This is a genomic window from Paenibacillus durus, assembly GCF_000756615.1.
In the GTDB taxonomy this organism is placed as follows: domain Bacteria; phylum Bacillota; class Bacilli; order Paenibacillales; family Paenibacillaceae; genus Paenibacillus_AQ; species Paenibacillus_AQ durus.
In genome coordinates, this window is record NZ_CP009288.1 from 2,268,595 (window position 1) to 2,293,239 (window position 24,645).

Here is a 24,645-nt window from a genome sequence, read left to right on the forward strand (position 1 = left end):
TATGAATATGGAAAATAGTTGAAAATAGTCAATGGTTAGACGCGGGTAAGGGCAAAAGGTTTCGAACCAAATTAATTTCTATGCGCTGATCCGGGGGGCGTGATACAATGATCTGGTTGTTTTTCCACCCAAGAAAAGGAGCTTGTGCAATGAATCCATATCATATCCCGGAAAATGCGCTGATTACGGTGGCGGGCACCGTCGGCGTCGGCAAATCCACCCTAACGGCCGCCTTGGCCGATCTTCTCGGCTTTCGGACGTCGCTGGAGCAGGTCGAACACAACCCGTATCTTGAGAAATTTTACGACGATTTTGAGCGATGGAGCTTTCATCTGCAAATTTACTTTCTCGGCGAGCGCTTCAAGGAGCAGAAGAGGATGTTCGAGCTGGGCGGAGGCTTTGTTCAGGATCGTTCCATTTACGAGGATACCGGTATTTTTGCCAAAATGCATGCAGATCAGGGGACGATGTCGGCCACGGATTATGTCACGTACACTAGTTTATATGAAGCGATGGTCATGACGCCGTACTTCCCTCATCCGAATGTGCTGATTTATCTGGAGGGTAGCCTTCCGTCAATTCTGAACAGAATTAATGAACGGGGACGTGAAATGGAAGTTCAGACCGACCGCTCCTATTGGGAGAAAATGTACGGCCGGTATTCGGCTTGGATCGACGAATTTGACGCTTGTCCGGTGCTGCGGCTCAATATCGATGACTATGATGTGAATGATCACTCTTCTGTGGAGAACATTTTGAATCAGGTGGGTGAAGTAATCCGGGGCTTGGAGCCTACCGTTTCGGCCAAATAAGTTATTTCCCGTTATTGACCAAGCGGTATCCAGCTGCCGTTTGGTTTTTTGCGTTGTCTCGGCAGAATCTATGATTACTGGAACAATCTATCAATTATTGGTAAAATAATAGAGTTGCCGCTGATTAGAGCAACCTATTACCTACCGGCAGCGTTAAAAGAGATGAGCATTCATAGACTTGAATCATTTTTTGAGAGAACAGGAGACATGGTAAATGAAGCATTGGGGAAGACTTTTGCTCTGCGGGGTACTGCTGCTGGGAAGCGTGCCTGCTGCTGCGCCTCAGACCGCATCGGCCGCAGGCGGCGTAAGCATTATACTAGACGGTTATCCGCTGCCTTTTCCGGTGGAGCCGGCGGTAATGAACGGTACGACGATGGTACCTTTCCGGGCCATTTCGGAAGCGCTTGGCATTACGGTGAAGTGGAATCAGAGCGCTAAGAAAATCACTGCCGTAGGCGATGAAGAATCAGGGAGTAAGCAGGTGATTCTGACGCTCGGCAGTAAGACTGCCCTGGTAGACGGAAAGACGGTGAAGCTGGCGGTAGCGCCGCAGACGGTGCGCGGAACGACGATGATCCCGCTGAGCTTCTTCAGCCAGCAGTTCGGCGCGGCGGTGTTGTGGACCCAGTCTACGAAGACAGTGGCAATCACATCACCGAAGAAGGAGATGTATACGCTTGGCTTCTATGCATTTTCTTCATACCCCGAATACTCGCTGCTGCCGGGTTTTGATGATGTTGCTTTTGGCTGGAGCCGGATTGATAAGGATGGGCAATTTACCACGGCGGGCGCGGACTTTAATTGGCCGAAGGCTGCCGGAGACGTAACGCCTGAATCGATTGTGCAGAATGCCGCTACTGGCGGGAAGACGCCATACCTCATGGTCTACTCGGGCGATGATAAGCTGGAGCTGACGAAGAACCTGGAGGATAAGAACCTTCAAGATCAGACGATAGGGAAGATTGTCGATACCGCCGTTCAGAAAGGCTTCAAAGGCATTATGCTGGATCTGGAAGGTCTTGGATTGACCGGCGACAAAGCGAAGGCGCGCTCGGATTACAACGCATTCGTCAAAAATTTATCGGGCAAAGCCCGTGCCCAGGGACTTAAAGTAGACATTTCCCTGCATCCAATCAACAGTTCATATGCAGGCTATGACTATAAGACGCTGGCGTCTTTGGCGGATGAGCTTGTAATTATGGCTTACGCATACGAGGATCAAAAGAGTCCCGAGCCGACGGATAAAGTGGATGAAGCGATCCGGCTGGCCCTGAAGCAGACGACGAAGGATAAGCTGGTGCTCGGCATCTCGCTTTATAGCGAGAATGAAAGCTCCGTTAACACGAAGATTGGCCTTGCCAAGCGCTACGACCTGAAGGGCATTGCCATTTGGCGGCTCGGACTGATTGGCCAGGCAGCGTGGAACGAGATGAACAAGTCGGTGGAATTGGGCGAGTAGGCTTAGCGGCTGTAATTTAGTGAGTTCAAGCCTTTAGGCGGTGGATTTTCGTACTGCTGAGGACAAGAAACGCTTGCTCGCAAATCTGTAAATAACAAAGGGCTGACCAAGGATTGCAGCGAAGACCTTGGTCAGCCTTTTCGTATGATCAGCGCAGCGGTGCTGCCGATCCTGAGTGTGGTTATTGCTGAAATCCAGCCTCCAGGAGTGCTAAGGATTCATCCAGAATATCTATGAACTCCCTCTCCGGATGTTCAAAATAATAGATTTGCGTTGAAATCACCACACCGAGGAAGGCTCCCACTAAAGCGCGAATCTTGAGCTCGCCGGGGGAGCAGCCTAAACGTTCCGCGATAATATCGGCGACCATCTCTCCGGTCCTGGTAATTTGCTGGATTTCGGCTGCGCGGAGCTCGGGGATGGACATAGCCATCGAAACCCGTTCCCAGATGCCACTCCGTTCCTCTTCCGGTATTAAAGAGAACCCTTCGCGGACTGCGTTCCGCAAGGCCTGGATTGGGCTAAGTTCGGGAGGCTGTTTACGGTAGGCTTCAATCAGGAATGGATCGTAATCATCTTCCAGAACCACAGCTTCTTTGGTCGCAAAGTACCGAAAAAAGGTGCTTGGAGATATTTCCGCAGCCTCGGCAATCTGTTCCACAGTGGTCGCCTGGTAGCCCTGTTCGCGAAACAGCCGAATCGCGTTCTGCTGAATGGCGGCTCTTGTCTTGATTTTCTTTCGTTCACGCAGTCCGACCTTCTGCCTCTTCACATCAGGCAATTCAATCCCTCCAATATACCGCTTCAAGGAAACTCCGTTGATGCATGTTTCCTCCAGTTTACCTTTTTTTCGGTGGAAGGGACAACCCAATGGATCAGGACCGGGTGCTGTTAAGCTCTGTCATTTCTTTTACAGCCGTCCGGCTGGGCAGGAAGAGTAGAGCCAGCAGGGAACTGACCAACGCAATGCCGCCGCAAATCCAAAGCATCTGATCCATCCCCTGTACAAAAGAAGACCGGATCATTGCAAGCATCTCCGGAGATCCTAATCGGTCCGCGACGGCAACCCCCGCTGATACGCTTTGCTTCACGGTGTTCGCCGCCTCTACGGAGAGATTATCAAACACCAGCTTGTCGCGGTAGACGGAATTAAGGGCAGAGCCCAGAAGAGCCACGCCGATGGCTCCGCCGACCTGACGCATCGCCATGACGAGCGCGGAGCCGACGCCGCTTCGCTCAGCGGACAGTTTGCTGATTGCTAAATCCATGGCGGTAGGAAGAGCAAATCCCAACCCCAGCCCCGCAAAGCTGATCCAGAGAGCTGCGAAAGCGTAGCTGCTGTTCAGACTGGTGGCTGTACCCAAGATCAAGCTGCCAGCCATAATGGCGAAACCAAGTGAGGCGACATACTTAGCTCCAAACTTGCCGATGATCGCGTCGGCTAGTTTGGCACCTATAAGCAGCCCGCCGATCATAGGAAGAAGCCGTAGACCCGTACCCATAGCATCGGCCCTGTCGACCGCCTGAAAGTACTGGGGCATGACGAAGAGCAGGCCGAACATAGCGAAAGTCACGCTGGTGGCGAGAATGGTGCCCCAGGTAAAGCCGGAGGAGCGGAATAGGGATAAATCGATTAGAGGATGCTGGGTCAGGCGCTGCCAAATCAGAAAGCCTGCCACTATCAAGAGACCCGCCAGCAGAGCGCCCAGCGCCCCTTTATCCCCCCAACCGTGTTCCCCGGCGCGAATAACCCCGTAAGTGACGCAGGCAAGACCCAAGCTGGAGCTGAGAATTCCCGGGATGTCCAGACGAAGGCGCTTCTCACTCCGCGACTCCGGCATTAGCAGTCCGACCGCTATCAGTGCGATGGCGATCAGAGGGAGATTGATCAGAAATACGGAACCCCAGCTGTAGTGATTCAGCAGCCATCCCCCGAGAATAGGGCCGAGAGGGATGCCGAGCATGTTCGCCATAGCCCAAATCATCATGGCTTTGGTTCGCTCGGCTTCCGTAAATAGGACGGGAAGAACGGACATGGATAGAGGGATCAGAAATGCCGCGCCCAGGCCAAGTAAAGCGCGCATCCCGATCAGCATTGCGGGAGTAGAGGAGAAAGCGCAAGCCGCAGAGGCTCCGCCGAAAAGGACTAGCGACAGCAGAAGCAGCTTTTTGCGGCCGTAACGGTCACCCAGCATTCCTGCGGGAAGCAGCATGGCAGCCAGCACCAGGTTGTAGGAATCCAAAATCCATTGCAGTTGGCTTGTTGATGCCTGCATATCCGTTGCTAAAGTAGGAAGAGCCACATTGAGTACGGTCATATCCAGTCCGACCGCAAGCAATCCGAAGGTAAGGAAGAAGAGTACCCACCATTTGGATTTTTCAGAATGCGCCATTAATAAGGACCACCTTTCAATAAAACGATATGAGATTCATAATGGAATTCTATATAAATTGATAGTTACTGTCAAATAAAATATAGTGTCATTAAATTTTTATGCTGAAAAATGGATTTTGAGAAAGGGGGAAGAAGAAGTCTATGGTGTGCGAGACGAACGAATGGAGGGCAGACGGCCGCTTGCAAAGCAGAGGAGACGGTATTCGGTAATGCGGAAGCTATAAAAATCACATATTCCGTAAGCATAAACCGCTATAATCACTAAGGTTCAAGCATCGGGCGAAGCCCATAATTATTACTTCTCGGGAGGACCTAAGAGCATGACTTACAAATCACTGGAGCTTACCAAACCGCAAACCTGGGATCTGGAGGGGCTGGAAATTGGCGTTACCTCGAACTGCAATTTTCGCTGCGATTACTGCTGCGCATATAACCGGAATGACGGGCAGAGCCTTGAGGGCAAAGAGATTATCCGCATCCTTGAGGAACTTCCCTCTTTGAAAAGAGTCCGCCTGTCCGGCGGCGAAGTTACGCTAAAATTTGACGATTGTCTGGAGGTTGTCGCCTACTGTGCATCTAGAGGAATCCAGACGCAGCTTAATTCCAATGCCAGCCTGCTGAGCGGAACACGGATCGACAAGCTCGCCCTCGCGGGACTGACGACGATACATATCTCATTTAATTTTACTTCGGCGGACAAGTTCTCACGGTATTACAACATCCATCCTGATGTGTACAAGAAAATTCGCGAGAATATCGCTCTGTTCGCGAAGACGGAAGTGGATACGGTGCTGGAAACGCTGCTGTTCAGCGAGACTGAGCACCATATGCGGGAAATCAGCGAGCATGTCTATTCCCTGGGCGTCCGCACGCATGAAATTCAGAACAGCATCATTATGGATCACAGCGGCTGGAAAGCGATTGCGGCCCGGGAAGCGCTGAAACAGGCGGTCAACGATCTGATTGCCAATAAAAAAGAAGATACCGTGCTGTACTTCACCTGTATGGACCGTTTCATGGAGGAACTCGGCTTCCGGGAGCAGCCGGGCGTTTATTTTTCCCACTGCATTGAGGGCAAGAAGCAGCTGCACCTGCACGGCAACGGCGATATTCTGATCTCCGAGCTGTGCCATCCGGTCATTATTGGCAATATTTACAATGGCACTTCGCTGAAGGATATTTATAGTCCGATGCCTGCTCAGCTGGAGCAGTTTCTGGATCGCCAGCCTTGTCCCGCCCGGGATGCGCTGTTTCCGCAGGGAGTTTAGCCAATAAATTGATGAACGCTGCCCTTTAACGGTTGTCATGTAGGATGAACGCGGGTTTACGCCAAGAACCGAGTGGCGAGTAAAAGGGATGTTACCCAATGGGCCGAGATAACGGTCCGGGCAGCATCTCTTTTTTTAAAATATATGAATTCATAAGCCTGAGCGCTTATCATTTTGTCTTATATTTCTACGGACGGCGAAGCCGTTTCTTCTTGCATAATAATCTATAAGCTCCCAGGTTACTGCCCGGTATGCAGCCGCTATTCTTTCCCGTAGAAGTCTTCCTGAATATTTTAGAAACGCGTAACAGAAAATAATGAATTTTATGGCGAAGAGGGTCTGCTATGATTGCAATGTAAGGGCATTCAGTAACAGAAAGGGGAGGACAGTATTGAAAAAGAAAACAAAATTGGCCATAAGCACACTGCTTATCGCCGGCCTGTTGGCCGGATGCGGAAATAGTGGAGGGGGCAACAGCTCGGCAGAGGGAGATTCTTCCGGGACAAAGAGCGAGAAGGTAACGCTTACCTTCTGGAGAAACTCTGGTAACGATGCCGAGAACTCGGCGTACGATAAATTGGTGGCTTCCTTCAATGAGAGCCATCCCGACATCAAAGTGCAGATGAGCCCGATCCCTTATGCGGATTACGATACGAAGCTCAGAACGTCCATCGCTTCGGGCAACCCGCCGGATATTCTGGCAATCGACGCTCCGAACATGGCTTCCTACGCGCAGGCTGGCGCTCTGCAACCGCTGACGGAATACTTTAAAAAGGACGGCAATCTGGAAGATATTCCGGAGTCCACCATCAAGACGTATACTTATAAGAACGAGATTTACATGGCGCCGCTGACCGAATCATCGATCGCCTTGTTCTACAACAAGAAGATGTTTGAAGCTAAGGGTATTCCGCTTCCTTCCAAAAATCCGGATGAGCCGATTACCTGGGATCAGGTGCTTGACGCTGCCAAGAAGCTGAATGATCCGGGCAATGGCGTCTACGGCATCGACCCTGCCATGGGCTTCGGCAACGCGGGCGGAACGGCTTACTTCAAATACCCGATCATCTGGCAATTCGGCGGTGATATCATGAGCCCGGACGGAACGACCTCCAAAGGCTATCTGGATAAACCGGAAACGAAGAAGGCGCTGCAGTTCTTCTCGGATCTGTACAACAAGTCCAAGGTATCCTCGCTGGAATATCCGCCGGACCCTTTCCCGAATAATCAACTTGCCATGACAATCGACGGTTCCTGGTCGCTGGGCAACTATGCCGAGAAGTTCCCGAACTTCAAGCTGGGCGTTGATTATGACATCGCTCCGCTGCCTAAGGAAACGCAGCAGGCTGTTGCGAACGGAAGCTGGGCGCTGGCCGTCTCCGCGAAGAGCAAGAACCCTGAGGCCGCTTGGCAGTTCGTCAACTACGTAACAGGAGCGGAGGGTGCGAAGACTTACTGCTCGAGTACCAAAGATATTCCGGCCCGCTACTCGGTAGCCAAGCAATTCCCGGAACTCAATGAATATCCGAAGAACGTCTTTGTCGTACAGAACCAAAAATACGGCAGACCGCGTCCGATTACGCCGATCTTCCCGCAAATGTCCGAAGCGGTTAACAAGATGATTGAAGAAGTGACGATCAGCGGACGGAATGTCGATGCAGCCGTCGCCGATGCCATCACTAAAATCGACAAGGCTTATGCCGATCTGCCGCAAAAATAAGCTTTAGCCATCGGTGCTTGATAAGAATAGTTACGGAAAGAGGCGGCCGAGTTTTCGGCCGTCTCTTTGGCGGAATTAACGATGTAAGAAGTCCGCATTCCTTTTTCATTAATAAAAGACTATACTGATTAAAGTTTAGCGGCACGATAAGCGAAGATGGGAGTCTTCAGGAGGAGTTGGAATGGTATGTTGTACTCGCTGCGCAGCCGATTAATGCTGTCCTTTTCCATATTGCTGATCATTCCCTTTACCGCAGTAGTGTTCATTTTTAGCAGGGAGTCCGCGAACGTGATCCAATCCTCCATTGAGAACTCCACGCTGCAGACGATCGACCAGTTCGCCTCGCATGCCGGTACGCTGCTTATGCAGATCGAGGATACCGGGAAGCAGGTGCTCAGCAGTCCGTTTACCCAGCAGTGGATTACAACCACTTTAAATGGCGGAAGCTCCACCGGAGAGAGATACCTGGCGACGCAGCAATTGAGGAATTTTTTCTCATCCTACACCGTCAACAACTCCAATATCATCTCCGTCTCGGCCTTTAAGGAAGTCGGAGGGGGAATCTGGACGCAGGATAAAAGCTATCTGGAAAGTGATTGGTACAAGCAGTATAGACGCTACAATATCCGATGGACCGGGGCCCACAGAGATCGCGACCAGATTGATGAGAGCATGCGGCAGAGCGAGGTGAACAGCCTTGTCGTACCCCTCGTTCAGCTTCAGTCGCTGAACAATATCGGGGTTCTCAAGATCAACTATCCGACCAGCCTGCTGCGGGACGATATTGACAAAATCCGGTTCGGCAGCAGCGGAAGAGCCTTTTTGCTGACCGGGGAGGGAACCGGCGTGCTTAATCAGGACCTCGGCGGCAGCAGGCAGGTGCTCAGCGAGGGACTGGCTTATGTGAAGGCGCACTCCGCCGGACAAATCAGCGGAATCTTTCCACTGCGGCAGAAAGATACGGATTATCTGCTGTTCTACCGCAAGCTTCCTGCACAGAACTGGATTATTATCGGCGAAGTGCCCAAAGCCGAACTGTACGCGAAGATCACTCAAATCAAGCAGACGCTTCTGCTTGGAAGCCTTGGCCTGCTGGTGCTTGTCATCGCTGTCGCCCTATGGCTGTCGATCGGGATTACGAAGCCGCTGAGCGCCATGGCGCGGGCGATGAGGCATGTTAAGCACGGGCGGTTCGACCTTGCCTTGCAGCATATGCCCAAAGTGCGCACACGGCGGAGTGAAGTGCATTATGTAGCCAGCGTCTTTGAGCAGATGACCCATCGGCTGAAATATTTGATCGAGACGGAATTCGAGACGGATTTGAGGCGCAAGAATGCCGAATACAAAGCGCTGCTGCTGCAGATCAATCCGCATTTTTTTAACAACACGCTGGAAATTATCGGCGGTCTGGCAGCGATGAAACGGGAAGATCTGGTCATGGATGCGACGGAAGCTCTGGCCAAAATGATGAGATATTCGCTTGATCTGGACAGCGATTTGGTGAAGGTGAGCGAAGAAATAGGCTATATCCGCGACTATTTGCTTATTCAGAAGCTTCGGCACCAGGATAAACTGATATTCTCTATCCACAGCGAACCTGAGGCGGAATCCCTTCATATCGCGAAATTTATTCTTCAGCCTATTGTTGAGAATGCGGTGAAATACAGTTTGGAAAAAGGTGAAGCCGCAGAAGTGGCTGTGACCTCGGCATTCCGGGACAACCGGCTGTGGCTGACGGTCAAGGATAACGGAATAGGCATGCCGCAGGAAATGATCTCAGGCATACTTGCGGATACGGAACTAAAAAGCGGAATTGGAATATTAAACGATAAAGGAAACAGTATTGGCCTCAGGAACACGCTGTCACGCTGCCGTCTTTATTACGGGGACCTGTTCGAGGTTGCGATTGAATCGGAGGAAGGCGGGGGCACGGCCATTACACTGAAGCTGCCGCCGATAAGGAGTTGAAAGCTATGTACAGAGTTATGCTGGTCGATGACGAGAAGGGCATCCGCGACAGCATCAAAGCCAAGATTAACTGGGAAGATGCGGGTTTTCAGATTGCGTATGAGGCATCCGGAGGCGGCGAAGCGCTAGACTTGCTGGAAAAGGGTCCGCTTCCCCACCTTCTTCTCTCCGATATCCGTATGCCGAAAATGAACGGTATTGAGCTGATCTCGCTCTGCAAGGAACGCTATCCGGGACTGCGTACAGCCGTACTGTCGGGTTATTCGGACTTCGAATATTTGAAGGCGGCTATCCAGCTTGGCGTCAAAGACTACCTGCTCAAGCCCGTCGCCCGGGGGGAACTCACCGAGATGCTCGGCAGAATCGCCGAGGATATTCGCTCTGAGCAGGAGCGGCTCCGCGCTTCGGAACAGGAGCGGCATCAGAAGAATGAACAGCTGCTTATGCTGCAGGAGCACTATTTACTGCAGCTGGTTAAAGATGAATGGTACAGTCTCTCCGCCGTCAAGGAGCGGCTGCAGCAGCTTCAGCTCGCTCCTCTGGCAGCGGACGGCTTTAAAGCCCGTTTTGCCGCGGTGGAGATGCGGGTTCCTCCGGACAGACTCGGTGTGAGCCGGGAACGCAGGGACCTGATGAACCTCGCCTTCCAGATGCTGTGCAGGGAGACGGCTTCGCGGCGGGAAGGCATCTATCCGTTTCCGGAGATTGCCCACTCCTCTATGATGTATTTCCTGATCATGATGGAGGACGGCAAGCCGGAGAACAGCGCGAAGAAATTCGTCGCCGAATTGAAACGGAACATCTCCGAATATTTGAATGTGGATAGTGTCGCGGGAATTGGGGAGAAGGCGGAAGGATGGGACGCCCTGAAGAACGGCTATGCCTCCTGTATGCTGGCCTGGAGCCGGAGCACCGTGCATGAGCACAAGGAGAGCGGGCAGACCGGGCTGCTGGAGCTGACGAATGCTTTTACGCCCGAAATGGAGCGCAGGCTGGTCCAAGCCATCGAAAATCTCGATATGCCGGCATTCCGCCGTCAGCTGCAAACCGTTTTTTCCACGGAACGGGATACGCCGGTATTTGCTTTTACATTCCTGGCCCTTCGGATGCTGCTGCTGTTCAGTTCGGTGGCTAAGAAGTTCGAGCTGGGCGACTCCTCACTGCAAAAACATTTATGGAACTGCCAAATGACCATATCGGATTATCAATCCAGAGCAGGGATTATGGGGCAGATCGACGAACTGGCCGGCCTTGTTATGGAAGAGGTCAAGAAGACGCGCTTTTCCAGCGGCCAGCATATCGTGGAGGCCGTCCGCCAATACGTGGAGGAGAACTTCTGTTACGAGCTGAATCTGTCCTCCCTGGCAGATATGTTCCATTTGAACGAAACGTATCTATCGGGCCTGTTCAAGCAGCATGTGGGAGTTACGTTCAGCGATTATGTTACAGGTCTGCGCATCGCAAAAGCCCAGCAGCTGCTGAAGGAGAACGAACTGAAGCTGACGGATATCGCGATGCTTGTCGGCTATTCCAGCTCCAGCTATTTCAGCACCGTCTTCAAGAAGGCATGCGGCAAAAGCCCGAAGGAATACAGGGAAGATTATTTATTGAACATGCGGTGAGGCGTTTTCGCGCTGCTATAGACCGCTGCTTGTCTATAATCAATAGGGCCGTACCCTAAGCGGATGAACCGCCGGGGTGCGGTTTTTTTGCTGCTTGAAAACGGCTTTTTGCCGTCTGCTCCGGCTTGGCGGCAAGCTGGACAACCGTCCGGCAAGCGGGTCAAAAAATTGCAAGTTAATATCCGATGATATTGAAATTTTTAAGTCCGCCGGTCGTCTACAATGAAATCGTACAAGGAGAAGCTTATATTTTGAACCCAAGATAGGAGAAGACGGCATGAGCGGAAAAACAAATAAGCTATTATGCCTGATGGCTCTGGCTCTGGTTATGGTGGTGTCGGGCTGCGAAAAGGGAGGCTCGTCCAAGGGCGGAGAGGCGGAACGTGAAAGCACGCCAAATGAAGTAACGCCGGCGCCTTTCAAATTCAGCCAGGACCCGAATTATTACACCGAGCTGTATCGGCCGCAGTATCATTTGTCACCGGAAACGGGCAATTTGAGCGATCCGAACGGAATGGTCTTTTTCGAGGGGGAGTATCACCAGTTCTACCAGAACAGCGGACAGTGGGGGCATGCGGTCAGCACGGATCTCATTCATTGGCAGCATCTGCCGGCAGCGCTGCTGCGGGATTCGCTCGGAGAGATTTGGTCAGGCAGCGCAGTGGTGGATTGGAAGGATACGAGCGGTTTTTTTGACGGCAAGCCAGGCCTGGTTGCAATATTCACCCATTTCAAGGGCGGATTGCAGTCGCAGAGCCTCGCCTACAGCTCCGACAGAGGCCGGACGTGGACCAAGTATGAAGGGAATCCCGTCATCCCGAACCCTGGCCTCAAGGATTTCAGAGACCCGAAGGTGTTCTGGTATGAACCTTCCAAATCATGGACGATGGTCGTCTCTGTGGACAACAAAGTCAGGTTCTATTCCTCGCCTGATCTGAAGAAGTGGGAGATGACCGGCGAGTTCGGAGCGGATCAAGGTTCGCATGTAGCGGTATGGGAATGCCCGGACCTGTTCGAGCTTCCGGTTGAAGGCACGAAGGAGAAGAAGTGGGTGCTTGCAGTGAGCATCGGCAACAACGCGGCGACCAAAGGCTCCACTGCGCAGTATTTCGTCGGTTCATTCGACGGCAAGAACTTCACGAATGAGAACGAGCCCTCCAAGGTGCTCTGGACCGATTACGGGAAGGATTTCTACGCTGCTGTCTCCTACTCCGACATTCCCGAAAGCGATGGCCGGAGGATTTATACAGGCTGGATGTCCAACTGGCGTTATCCCTTCAATATGCCAACAGATTCCTGGAAAGGCAATATGTCCGTGCCGCGCGTCCTGACGCTCAAAGAAGTTCCGGGAGAAGGCTTAAGGCTTGCGCAGCAGCCGGCCAAGGAACTGGACGCTCTTCGGGGCAAGCTGGTGGAGATACCGGCGCAGGAGCTGGCTAAGGGAACCAACCCCTTTGCCGGGCTGCTGGGCACGTCATATGAGCTGGATGCGGCTTTTGATGTCGGAGCCGATGCGGAATTCGGTATCAAGGTAAGAAAAGGAGGCGGACAGGAGACGGTCATTTCCTACAAGGCGGCTTCCTCCACCCTGACGATCGACCGAAGCAAATCGGGAGACAGCTCGTTTGAACCGGGCTTTGCCGAGAAGGTGGAAGCTCCGCTGAAGCCGGAGAACGGGACCGTCAAGCTGCGCCTCTATGTGGACGAATCCACGCTGGAGGTGTTCTCGGGAGACGGCACCACGGTAGTCTCAAGCATTATCTTTCCGGATACCACAAGCAGCGGCCTGGAGCTGTATCTCTCCAAAGGCAGCGCCAAATTGGAAAGCGCTGCGTTCTATCCCTTGAAGTCCGTATGGCGGGACGAAGCGCCGGATGGAACAAATCCGCTGCGGGTTGTGCTGAATAAATCCAGCGTAGATGTGCCGGCCGGCGGGAGTGCGCAGGCCATCGCGGGAGTGCTGCCATATACCGCGCCGCAGAAGCTGGTCTGGGAATCATCCGACGAGACGGTCGCAAAGGTTGTGAGCGACGGAGGAACGACGGCGGTCGTCAAGGGAATCAAGGAAGGGCAAGCGGAGATCAAGGCGCGGACTCCGGACGGCAAAATCTTTTCCGTGCTCAGCGCATTCGTTTACAAGCCGTAGACATTAAATAAAAATAATCCGCCGCATGGTAGTACTTCCCTGCACTTCGCGGGGCAGCGGACCCGAAGCGGCGGAAGGATTGGAGATGAGGTAACTTATGTCAAGCACCACAACAGCCACTAAACCTCCTGGGGCAAATACTTTACCGAAGAAACGCCGGAGTTCCTTTTTGAACGGCGAAGAGATGACCGCATGGTGGTTCGTGCTTCCTTCGTTCGCCCTGCTGATGATCTTTGTGTTCTACCCCATGCTGCAGGCGTTCATTATCAGCTTTCAAAATTATAATCTGGTCGGCGGCACCCGAAGCTTTGTCGGTCTGGACAATTACCGAACGCTGATGACGGATCAATCATTCCTCGCCAGCCTTAGACATTCGTTCTATTTTGCCATCATCGTCATCCCGATTCAGACATCTATTTCGCTTGGGATGGCGCTGCTAATCCAGAAAAAGGTGGCCACAACCGGCCTGTTCCGAACGATCTACTTTATTCCGGTTGTTGTCTCGACGGCGGTAGCCGCGACGGTCTTTAAACTGATCTACAACAAGGAATACGGCCTGCTGAACAATTTCCTGGAGCTATTGCATCTGCCGACGACGAATTTCCTGTCCAATCCGGACACGGCGATGAATGGTGTCATCATGCTTGGCATGTGGAAAGCCGTCGGGTTCTTCATGATCATCTTCCTGGCGGGCCTGAACAACATTCCCCAGGATTTATACGAAGCGGCTAAAGTCGACGGGGCCAGCAAAATCCAGCAGTTCTTCCGGATTACGCTTCCGCTGCTTAACCGCACCACAGCTTTTGTAGTCATCATTACCACGATTGATGCCATCAAGATTTCCGGTCTGGTATTCGTTCTTACCAACGGCGGGCCGAACGGAGCGACTGAAACCGCAGTCTTCTATATTTATCAAATGGCATTCAAGCAAATGCAAATGGGCTACGGAACAGCGGCGGCGTTCATCCTGTTCGCGATCGTACTCGTCATTTCGCTGGTGCAAATGAGACTGTTCCGGAATCAGGATTACTAGGAGGGAAAGAGATGAGCCGTATTGCAAGCTTTGTCAAATATACAATAATGATCATCCTTGCCATTGTGTCGATCATTCCGATCTTCTGGATGATATCGGGGGCGTCCCGCCCCTATGCGGAATTGTTCAAATACTCGAACAGCTTCAATATCCATTTGTTCGTGCCGGTGCATCCTACACTGCAGAACTTTAAAGACGTCATTTTCAATGAACGCAATCCGTTCCTAACTTACATCGGCAATACGCTGTTTGTGGCTTCCATCGTTACGGTGCTTGTACTGCTGATCAATGCCATGTCCGCTTTTGCTTTTGCCAAGCTGCGTTTCCGGGGCAAGGGAGTAGTGTTCGCCCTGTTCATGTCAGCCATGATTATTCCCGGGGAAGTAACGCTCGTGCCTAACTATCTGCTTATGCATAACTTCGGCTGGCTTGATTCTTACAAAGCATTGATCATTCCTTCGATGCTGTCCGTATTCGGCATTTTCCTGCTGCGGCAGTTCTTCGCGGAGGTCCCGGACGAAATTCTGGAGGCTGCCAAAATCGACGGAGCGTCCATGCCGCGTACTTTTCTCCGAATTGTTCTGCCTGCGGCTGTACCTCCTATGATCACGCTGGGACTTATGACTTTCCTTGGCAACTGGGATTCCTATTTGTGGCCGCTGATCGTCATCAACGACGACAAGAAGCAGATGATTCAGGTCGCTATAGCCGCGTTCTCCTCGGCAGAGGGAACGGATTGGTCGAAGATTCTTGCGGCAAGCACAATCTCTACTGTGCCGATTCTGATTATTTTCTTGTTCCTTCAACGTTATTACATCCAGGGCATTACGATGTCAGGTGTGAAGGGCTAAAGAGGCCCACAAATTAACTATAGACAGGAGCGTTAAATGATGACTTACGATGCGGTAGCGATTGGCGAATTTTTGATCGATTTTACACCAGGAGGCATCTCTCCGGCGGGTAATCCGCTGTTCGAGCGCAATGCGGGAGGAGCGCCGGTGAATGTGCTGGCCGCGCTTGCCCGGCTCAGCAAGAGGACGGCGTTTATCGGCAAGGTGGGCAATGATCCTTTCGGACATTTTCTGCAGGACACGCTGAGAAAGGAAGGGATTGACGACAAAGGCTTGGTGTTCACAGACCGTGCTCATACGACGATGGCCTTCGTCCATTTGGGCGAAGGCGGGGAGCGGTCGTTTCACTTCTGCCGGCAGCCCGGAGCGGACGAGGCTCTTGCCTTCGAGGAAATCGACTCTTCGCTTCTCGGAAGTGCCAAGGTATTCCATTTCGGCTCGGTTTCGATGACTTCCGAGCCGTCCCGCAGCGCCACATTGGGCGCTGTAAGGGAAGCCAAAGAACGGGGCGCCTGGATCACTTTTGATCCGAATTGGCGTCCGGCGCTGTGGCAGGATAACCTGCATGCCAAGCTGACGATGGAAGAAGGTCTTAAGGAGGCGGACGTCGTCAAGGTGTCGGAGGAGGAGCTATTCTTTCTCACGGGAAAGAGCGAGCTGGAGGCCGGGGCGGAGGAACTGCTGGAGCGGTTCCCGGTGAAGCTTCTGCTTGTGACGCTCGGTGCAGAAGGCTCCTATTACCGGACCCGGAAGACCGGGGGCAGAGCAGCCTCCTATCCGGTTGTCGCGGTGGACACGACCGCAGCTGGAGACGGCTTCATGGGTGCGTTCATCGGCACTATGCTGGAGAATGGCCTGCCAGCATGGGAGTGGAGCGACGGGGAGCTGCGGAAGGCATTGGCCTATGCAAATGCGGGGGGAGCTCTGGCGACGACGCGCCTTGGAGCCATCGCTTCACTCGCCTCTCACGAGGAGATTGAGGAGCTGGTTAAGGGAGCGCCGGTCACAGAGTAATCCATCGCTGCGGCTGGCTCTAGCGGCTGCATACGGATAACATGCCGTCCAAATTTATAACAAGGCAACAATGCAAGGCCGAGGCGGCGAACGTCCGGTCTTGCTCATTTGATATTAAAGGAGCGAATGTATGAGAAGATCGAGATTTAAATTAACAGCATTTTTGTTAGCGCTTGCATTGGGGTTGTCGGGTCTGTGTTCTCCCGGGTCCGCTCTGGCGGCGGGATGGGCCGGCAATACGCCCGGCTATTTGCCTGTGTCGGGAACATGGACGCAGGATGGGACGAACGGCCTGCGCGGGGTCAGTCCGGGCTCGGACAATGCGTTTAATATGTCGACGACGTCGGTGGGAGCGAACTTCGTATACGAAGCTGACGTGAAAGTGGACGCTTCATCACCGCATGGCGTGGCCTCGCTGGTCTTTCGGGCGAGCGCGAACGGTTCGAAAGGTTATGTGCTCAGTCTGGACCCGAACCTGGACCGCATTCGTCTGTTTGATTATGCTACGGGAACCGATTTGGATACGCCTTTTTCCAAGACGATGAGCGACGGCAGCTCTTATCATCTAAAGATTGCCGCCGACGGGAGCTCGCTAAAAGTATATGCAGACAGTGCGCAGGCATTCTCTGTAAGCGATTCCAAATATAGCTCGGGGCTTACGGGCTTTCATGTATATAATGGAACCGCCTATTTCCAGAACGTCTATGTGAATGTGCTCAATACGAATGTGACGGGCTGGAATGCTTCGGGTACATGGAACCTGACTTCGCAGGGCTGGAAGGGGACGGCAGCTTCCAATCAGAACATTGCGGCCATCTCTGCCACAAGCTCGAATGATTTCACCTACGAGTCAGATGTGCAGATCAACGACCCGTATGCCCTGAGCACGCTGCTGTTCCGTTCGAATGCGGACGGGACGCAGGCTTACGGACTGCAAATTGATCCGAACCTGGACCGCTTAAGGCTGTATAAGACGGATGGAAATGTCACGCTGGCGCAGGCGGATACGCAGGTGGACACCGGCAAAGTCTATCGCGTCCGGATCAAGGCCCAGGGTTCCTCAATCAAAATATATTGGCAGTATGATTTTTTGAATCCCACCGGATATAATCCGCTGCTCACGGTCACGGACGCTTCTTATACACAGGGCTTTGCGGGGATAGGCGTATATAACGGTTCGGCGGTATTTCAAAATATTCTGATCAGCACCCTGAAGACGAATCTGGAGGGCTGGACGCCTTCAGGCGGCGGCAGCTGGATTCCGCAGCTTGGCGGGTTCAAGGGGACAAGCTCCGGAAGCTCGGATACCTATAATGTAGCGGCAACGGGGATGTCCGACTTTGTACTGGAAGGCGATCTTTCGGTCGATAACGGAACATCGCACGGCACAGCGGGCCTTGTGTTCCGCGCCGCATCCGCATCAAGCGGGGGATACGTGCTGAACATCGACCCGAATCTGGACCGTGTCCGTCTGTTCAACCGCAGCGGGGGAAGCACGATTGCCACGGCCAACATGAGCATTGATACCGGGCGGGTCTATCATGTGGAAATTATTGCAAGCGGTTCCAGCATCAAGGTCTATGTGGACGGCGGGGTGACGCCGGTTATTTCCGCGACTGATTCGGCCTATACGTCCGGCGTCATCGGGCTGAACGCATTCAATGGGACGGCTTATTTTCAAGATGTGTATGCTGCGGATTTAAGCCAATATTACAACGAAACGTACCGGCCGCAGTACCATTTTACAGAAACAAGAAACCGGTCGAGCGACCCGAACGGATTGGTCTACTACCAAGGAGAATATCATATGTTTCATCAGCAGGAAGGGGAATGGGCTCATGCGGTGAGTACCGATCTGGTCCACTGGAAGCATCTGCCGATCGCCATTCCAAGAAATGACGCCGGCGATGCATGGTCAGGCGGGGCTGTGGTGGATTTGAATAATTCTTCCGGTCTGTTCCCTGGCGGCTCCGGCATAATCGCTTATTACACTTCATTTAACCCGGAAAAGCCTAACGGCAACCAAAAGATTCACATCGCGTACAGCAGCGACAAAGGACGCACATGGACGGATTACGCGAACAATCCGGTGGTGGAGAATCCCGGAGGGAGCAACGGGAATTGGGATTTCCGCGATCCGAAGATTGTCTGGGATGCCGATCATTCGAAGTGGGTCATGGTTGTGTCGGGGAACGACAATGTCCGGTTCTATACATCGACAAATCTTCTAAACTGGACGTATGCCAGTACGTTCGGGTATGGCGCTTATCTGCATGGAGGCATCATGGAATGCCCTGACCTGTTCCAGCTGCCCGTTGACGGCAACTCAGCGAACAAGAAATGGGTGCTGGTACTGAGCACCGGCGCAGTCCCGGCTACGCAGGGTTCGGCGTCGGAGTATTTCGTCGGCAGCTTTGACGGTACGACCTTTACCAGTGACAATCCGGCGTCAACCGTGCTGCGGACCGAGCAGGGGAAGGATATGTATGCGGCGATGACGTTCGACGGAATCCCTGCGGCCGACGGGCGCCGGATCTCCATCGGCTGGATGTCGAACTGGGATTATCCCTTCAGCTTCCCGACCTCCCCGTGGAACGGTCAGATGTCCGTGCCACGGGAACTGAAGCTGACCGACATTGCCGGAACCGGCATCCGGCTTACGGAGACGCCTGTCACTGAAATGGATGCGCTCCGGGGTGCGGCAACCTCGATAAGCGACGTTACCGTGACTCCGGCGAGCGCGAATCCGCTCGCGGCGGTTAAGGGCACGGCCTATGAAATCGATGCGGTGCTGGAGCTGCCAACGGGCAGTACGGCATCCGAATTCGGCTTCCAGCTTCGGGAAGGCGGAGGCCAGAAGACGGTCGTTGGCTATAAGACAGGTTCGTCTGAAATGTTCGTGGATCGCTCATCCGCAGGAGCAGACGGGTTCACGGCCAACTTCCATCCCGTACAAAGTACGGTTCTTCCGCTGGAAAATGGCAAAGTCAAGATGCGGATTTACGTTGATCAATCCTCTGTCGAGGCATTCGGAAACGACGGTAAAGCGGTCTTCTCGGATATGATTTTCCCCGGATCGGCACGTACCGGCCTTAGCTTTTATACGACCGGCGGCGATGTCAAAATCGTCTCGCTGGATGTTTATCCGCTGGATAATGTCTGGCGGTCCGAACCCGCCTCCGGCTCTTCGCCGCAGAAGGTTGTCATGGACCAAACCCGTGTTCAACTGGCGGCAGGCTCCGTCTACCGGCTGTACGCGGATGTGCTTCCGCGCTCGGCAACCAATAAGACACTGGTGTGGAGCTCCAGTAATTCGGCGGTAGCGTCGGTAGCTCAGGCCGATTCGGTCAGCGCAAACGTCACGGCAGAGGCGCAGGGCAGAGCCGTCATAACCGCTACGACGCAGGATGGCGGAATTGCCTCGTCGACAGTCGTCGAGGTGGGCTCTTTTACAACGAATTTAACCGGCTGGAACAGTACTCCTGCGGACTCCTGGAAGGTCACGGGCGACGGCATCTCCGGCACATTCGATAAAGACAGCAATTACATGTCCGGTGTAAGCGGCGCCGACTTTACTTATGAAGCGGATGTGAAGCTGGACCGGGCCGGAGGAGCGGGTTCGATGATTTTCCGGGCCAACGCCGACGGCTCAAGCGGTTATTATTTTAACATCGATCCTAATATCAAGGCGCTGCGGCTGTTCTACAAGCTGAATGGCGGTTTCTCCTCCAGTCAGATGCTAGCTAACGTCCCGGCGACGATTATTTCCGGTACGGCCTATCATGTTAAAATCGTGACCTCGGGGACGAATATTAAGGTGTACTTCGATGGCGCTTCAACACCGGTCATAGATGTAAACGACGCCACGTTCACCAGCGGTTATTTCGGACTTAACGTGTTTGGGGGAACAGCCAGCTACCAGAATGTGAATAAAAATTAAGCTCCGTAAGCATAGGAATGAATAAAAAATCCGCCAGGCGAATTCATCTTCGTCTCGGCGGATTTTTGCCGTTTGCGTACCGATTATTTCATTCGAACGTAAATAATCAAATTTTTCGGTTAATTTTGCGGATTTTGTCGAATACTCTTTTCATTTTCGAAATAAATACCGATAAGAGCAATAGTAATCTCTGTCTAAGAGCGGCGGTTACCGACATAAGTACCGAATGTGCCGAAAGGGTGTAAAAAATGAAAATCCGTACAAAGCTTTCTCTGATGATTCTCGCTGTCAGCTTGTTCTCCACCATTGTAATGGGAATTTTCAGCTATTCCAAATCATCCAGTACTTTGGCATCCATGACCAGTGCATCAATGCTGCATCTGAATTCGAGCAAGTCGGATACGATTGCCGCCATGATCGAGAAGGAGCAAAGAAATCTGGCCCTGATCGCGGGTGAGCGCGACATAACGCAGCTGCTGGTTCAGGCGCAAAGCGGAACTGCCGATAATGATCTTCGAGACTCCATTATTGCCAGGTTGCAGGGAGTGGTTAAGGATGCGGGCAACCTTGAGCACGTGCTTATCGCCGATATGAACGGTACAGCTATTGCCGATAGCGATACTTCACTGGTGGGCAAAAGCTTTGCCGACCGGGCCTATGCGAAGAAAGTGCTCGCGACCGGAGAACCCGTGATCAGCGAGACGCTGAAGTCCAAGGCGACCGGCGCATATGTTCTCGCATTTATCCATCCGATTAAAGCTAATGGAGAAATGGTGGGATTTGCGGTATCCGCCGTCTATGCGGACAGCCTGACGACCTATTTGGGCGACGCGAAGGTGTTGAACAGCAAATCAAGCTATGCATACTTGGTTGATGACAAAGGGATGATGCTCTATCACCCGACTAAGGAAAAGATCGGTAAACCAGTGGAGAATGAATCGGTTAAAGCGATAGTAGCCCGCGTTCAGAAAGGGGAACAGCCGGCCGATGCTATCATTGATTATGATTTCAATGGCAGGGCCAAGAAGGCGGCTTATACCGTACTGCCAGAGACTAAATGGACATTGGTGCTGACAGGAGATGTCGGCGAGATCATGCAGCCGGTCAATGAAATGACGACCTTCATCGTGCTGCTCGGTCTTATCAGTCTGGTGCTGACCCTGATGATCGGTCTGTTCACCTCCCATAGAATAGCTGTACCAATAACCAAGCTTACCGAACTGATTAATAAGACGGCCGAACTGGACCTGAGACATGACAGCACATACGAATATCTATTGAAAAATAAAGATGAGACCGGCATCATCGCCAAAGCGACGGTCCGGACCCGCAGCGTGCTGCGGGATATGGCGGGCAGTATGATGAATATCTCCGGCCAAGTTCTGAACAATGCGGAGATGCTCGAACGGCTGGCCGTTGAAGTCAGAGAGAACGCCCATGACAACGGAGCGACGACACAGGAACTGTCCGCAGGTATGGAAGAAACCGCTGCATCCTCTGAGGAGATGACTGCCGCGATTCATGAGGTTGACATTAATGTCAGCGAAATGGCCCAAAGGGCCAAGGAAGGCGGGAGAGTTTCAGCCGACATTACTGACCGTGCCTTGGCCCTGAGGCAGGGTATGAACGAGTCCACAGTGTATGCCAAAGGGATATACGATTCTGTTCGCGTTAAGATGGAGAAGGCGATTGAAGAGTCCGGCACAATTACCCAGATCAACGAACTGGCGAAGACGATTATGGATATAACGAGCCAGACGAATCTGCTCGCGCTTAATGCGGCGATTGAAGCGGCCCGGGCGGGAGAAGCAGGAAGAGGCTTTGCCGTTGTGGCCGGGGAAATCCGCAAGTTGGCGGAGAAGTCGTCGGAGACCGCGTCGGGCATTCAGGATATCGTAAAAGGAGTCCATACTTCCGTCGGTCAGTTGAAGAACAGCTCGGAGGATCTGCTGTCCTTCATCGACGGGACGGTACTGAGCGACTACGATAAGCTGAAAGAAGTAGGTGAGCAGTACAAGCAGGATGCTGAGTTGGTAAGCAATCTGATGAACGATTTTGAGAATTCAGCCAGTCATTTGAGCGAGACGGTTTCTGCAATTACGATTGCAATTAACGAGGTCGCCGCGACGATTTCGGAAAGCGCCGCAGGCGTTCAAGATATTGCCGAGAAGACCTCCGATATCGTGGAGAAGACGTATCAAGAAGCTGAAATGGCGGACGAGAATACGAAGAGCGCGCGGGAGCTGCAGGAATTGATGGAGAAATTTAAAATTTAGGAAGGGCGAAGGGCTGTCTCCAGGTCATTTTTGATGACTTAGGGGACAGCCCTTCGTTGTATGCTTTGTATGCTGGGCGGCACGGCCCAAAACCGGTGTAAGTTCATTTTGAGTCTCTACCTAGTCTGGCCTAGTCCTGCGATTCCTTACGGTTAGCTCTCGATATCACAGACGAATAACAGAAGTGTGAAAAATTTGTTGCTTTTCATTTGGGGAAAGAGTATATTCATTATTACAGCGATTACAGATGTATCTACTTCATATGCGGTCGTGGCGGAATTGGCAGACGCGCACGGTTCAGGTCCGTGTGGGCTAACCCCCCGTGGAGGTTCGAGTCCTCTCGACCGCATTATACCCTCAAACCAAACTCTTCTGAATAGAAGGGTTTTTCTTTTTATATTTTTCTCATGAGCAGGACTTTTGGTATACTGGAAACAAACCAACCAGGAGTGGGAGTCAAGAATGAATAACGAAGATATACTTACGGTGCTGAAGTCTCTGTCTAATGAAACCCGTCTCAACATCCTTTGCTGGCTGCGGGAGCCGGAACAGATGAATGAGAAACTGCCGACCGTCATTAAAGAAGAGTTCCCGGGCGGTGTCTGCGTGGGAAGCATTCAGGAAAAATCCGGTCTGGCGCAGTCGGTCATCTCCTCGTACCTGTCCTCTATGCAGAAGGCCGGATTGCTGGAGTCCCGCCGCTATGGCCAATGGACTTATTACAGACGAAATGAGGAGGCGATCGCTGCCTTTTTGGAGGATTTTGCGGCGGGATTGCAGGCCAAGAAGAAGTAGTTCCAAGAGTTTTCCCCGTAGGGCTTGCATTTTTGTTTATTAATCCATATATTTATATTTATAGATAAACAAACAACCCTAAAGTGAGGAGAGAATAAAATGACCCTATCCAAATCAGCAGAGGCGCTGTTCAAGCCTTTTGAAGGCGGACGACTGAAGCTTGAAAATCGTATTGTCATGGCCCCAATGACCCGTGGCTTTTCACCGGCAGGTGTTCCAGGTCCCGACGTGGCCGGATATTACCGGCGGAGGGCGGAAAACGGCGTCGGCCTCATCATCACTGAAGGAACAGTCATTAACCATCCGGCTGCGGCTGCTGATCACGGCGTGCCGCATTTTTACGGGGAGGAAGCTCTCCAAGGATGGGCGCGTGTCGTCCGCGAAGTGCATGAAGCCGGCGGGAAAATCGCTCCGCAGATTTGGCATACCGGTACGGCCCGCGAGAGGGAGAAATTCCCGGAATCAAATGCCGACCCGATCGGGCCGTCTGGCCTCAGCCTGACTGGCGAGCCGGTATCAGAGCCACTTAAGGTTGAGGAGATTCACGGTCTCGTGCAGGCATATGCCCAAGCCGCAGCTGACGCGAAGCGCATCGGCTTTGACGCAGTAGAGATACATGGTGCGCACGGCTACCTCATTGACCAGTTCTTCTGGGACGTCACCAACAAGCGGACGGATGAGTATGGCGGCGATCTCGTTGGCCGCACCCGATTCGCGGTGGAGGTTATCGAGGCGGTACGAGCCGCGGTCGGCCCCGACTTCCCGATTATCTTCCGCTTCTCCCAATGGAAGCCGGTTGATTACAGCGTCAAACTAGCTGCGAATCCAGAGGAGCTGGAGCGCTTCCTCACACCGCTGTCTGAGGCAGGCGTCGATATCTTCCATGCCTCCTCGCGCCGATTCTGGGAGCCCGAGTTCGAGGGATCAGACCTCAACGTAGCGGGCTGGACGCAGAAGCTGACAGGCAAGCCGGCTATTACCGTTGGTTCGGTCGGCCTGGACTCCGACTTCACCAGCCTGTTCGAGGAAGGCAAGGGCGGGCGGGCTGCCGGCATCGACAATCTGATCGAGCGTCTGGAGCGCAAGGAATTCGACCTCGTCGCCGTCGGTCGCGCGCTGCTGAGCGACCCGGCCTGGGCGGCCAAGATCCGCGATGACCGCACCGAAGATCTGCAGCCGTTCACGCGGGAGGCTCTTGCTACGCTGAGCTGACTCCATGCCGAGTACCGGGGGCAGAAACCAGCCTTAACTACTCCATGGCCATTTCGGATCCAGTCCGAAATGGCCATGTGTGTGCTTGACAGCGCATCATGCTAACGGGGTTAAGTCCTCTCGGCTGCATC

The 24,645-nt window shown here is 52.9% G+C and carries 16 protein-coding genes and 1 tRNA gene; 15 read left to right on the forward strand and 2 right to left on the reverse strand.

The window, feature by feature from the left end; translation table 11 throughout:
• The first annotated feature begins 149 nt into the window (after positions 1–149).
• Positions 150–812 (forward strand): deoxynucleoside kinase, encoded by a 663-nt coding sequence (locus tag PDUR_RS10150; protein WP_042206171.1) that lies wholly within the window; start codon positions 150–152, stop codon positions 810–812.
• A gap of 214 nt (positions 813–1,026) precedes the next feature.
• Entirely contained in the window at positions 1,027–2,274 is a 1,248-nt protein-coding gene (locus PDUR_RS10155; protein WP_042206172.1) for a stalk domain-containing protein, read from the forward strand.
• A 181-nt stretch (positions 2,275–2,455) separates the two neighbouring features.
• Here the strand turns inward: PDUR_RS10155 and PDUR_RS10160 are convergent, their stop codons facing one another.
• Positions 2,456–3,046, reverse strand: coding sequence for an acyl-CoA-like ligand-binding transcription factor (locus PDUR_RS10160; RefSeq protein ID WP_330217262.1), 591 nt, complete (start codon positions 3,044–3,046; stop codon positions 2,456–2,458).
• Between the two features lie 103 nt (positions 3,047–3,149).
• Positions 3,150–4,667: an MFS transporter gene (locus PDUR_RS10165; protein ID WP_042206174.1), complete on the reverse strand. Its 1,518-nt coding sequence runs from the start codon at positions 4,665–4,667 to the stop codon at positions 3,150–3,152.
• Between the two features lie 322 nt (positions 4,668–4,989).
• Here PDUR_RS10165 and PDUR_RS10170 point away from each other — a divergent pair, with 322 nt between their 5' ends.
• The 13 genes from PDUR_RS10170 (at position 4,990) to PDUR_RS10230 (ending at position 24,514) form a co-directional block, all read left to right on the forward strand.
• On the forward strand, positions 4,990–5,937 hold the full coding sequence (locus PDUR_RS10170) for a radical SAM protein (RefSeq protein WP_042206176.1): 948 nt from the start codon (positions 4,990–4,992) through the stop codon (positions 5,935–5,937).
• Positions 5,938–6,328: 391 nt separating this feature from the next.
• Positions 6,329–7,657: an ABC transporter substrate-binding protein gene (locus PDUR_RS10175; RefSeq protein ID WP_042206177.1), complete on the forward strand. Its 1,329-nt coding sequence runs from the start codon at positions 6,329–6,331 to the stop codon at positions 7,655–7,657.
• 186 nt (positions 7,658–7,843) lie between these two features.
• Positions 7,844–9,625: a sensor histidine kinase gene (locus tag PDUR_RS10180; protein ID WP_042206178.1), complete on the forward strand. Its 1,782-nt coding sequence runs from the start codon at positions 7,844–7,846 to the stop codon at positions 9,623–9,625.
• A gap of 5 nt (positions 9,626–9,630) precedes the next feature.
• Positions 9,631–11,247 (forward strand): response regulator transcription factor, encoded by a 1,617-nt coding sequence (locus PDUR_RS10185; protein ID WP_042206179.1) that lies wholly within the window; start codon positions 9,631–9,633, stop codon positions 11,245–11,247.
• A 277-nt stretch (positions 11,248–11,524) separates the two neighbouring features.
• Positions 11,525–13,393 (forward strand): GH32 C-terminal domain-containing protein, encoded by a 1,869-nt coding sequence (locus PDUR_RS10190; protein ID WP_042206180.1) that lies wholly within the window; start codon positions 11,525–11,527, stop codon positions 13,391–13,393.
• 169 nt (positions 13,394–13,562) lie between these two features.
• Entirely contained in the window at positions 13,563–14,426 is an 864-nt protein-coding gene (locus PDUR_RS10195) for a carbohydrate ABC transporter permease (protein WP_233277519.1), read from the forward strand.
• 11 nt (positions 14,427–14,437) lie between these two features.
• Positions 14,438–15,277 carry a carbohydrate ABC transporter permease gene (locus PDUR_RS10200; RefSeq protein ID WP_042206182.1) on the forward strand — a complete coding sequence of 280 codons (840 nt, stop codon included), beginning with the start codon at positions 14,438–14,440 and terminating at the stop codon, positions 15,275–15,277.
• A 36-nt stretch (positions 15,278–15,313) separates the two neighbouring features.
• Entirely contained in the window at positions 15,314–16,291 is a 978-nt protein-coding gene (locus PDUR_RS10205) for a carbohydrate kinase family protein (protein WP_233277520.1), read from the forward strand.
• 130 nt (positions 16,292–16,421) lie between these two features.
• On the forward strand, positions 16,422–20,231 hold the full coding sequence (locus PDUR_RS10210; protein ID WP_052410158.1) for a GH32 C-terminal domain-containing protein: 3,810 nt from the start codon (positions 16,422–16,424) through the stop codon (positions 20,229–20,231).
• Between the two features lie 248 nt (positions 20,232–20,479).
• Positions 20,480–22,507: a methyl-accepting chemotaxis protein gene (locus PDUR_RS10215; protein ID WP_042206185.1), complete on the forward strand. Its 2,028-nt coding sequence runs from the start codon at positions 20,480–20,482 to the stop codon at positions 22,505–22,507.
• A gap of 264 nt (positions 22,508–22,771) precedes the next feature.
• Positions 22,772–22,856, forward strand: a tRNA-Leu gene (locus PDUR_RS10220).
• A gap of 113 nt (positions 22,857–22,969) precedes the next feature.
• Positions 22,970–23,302 carry an ArsR/SmtB family transcription factor gene (locus tag PDUR_RS10225; RefSeq protein WP_042206186.1) on the forward strand — a complete coding sequence of 111 codons (333 nt, stop codon included), beginning with the start codon at positions 22,970–22,972 and terminating at the stop codon, positions 23,300–23,302.
• 99 nt (positions 23,303–23,401) lie between these two features.
• Positions 23,402–24,514: an NADH:flavin oxidoreductase gene (locus PDUR_RS10230; RefSeq protein ID WP_042206187.1), complete on the forward strand. Its 1,113-nt coding sequence runs from the start codon at positions 23,402–23,404 to the stop codon at positions 24,512–24,514.
• Positions 24,515–24,645: the final 131 nt, after the last annotated feature.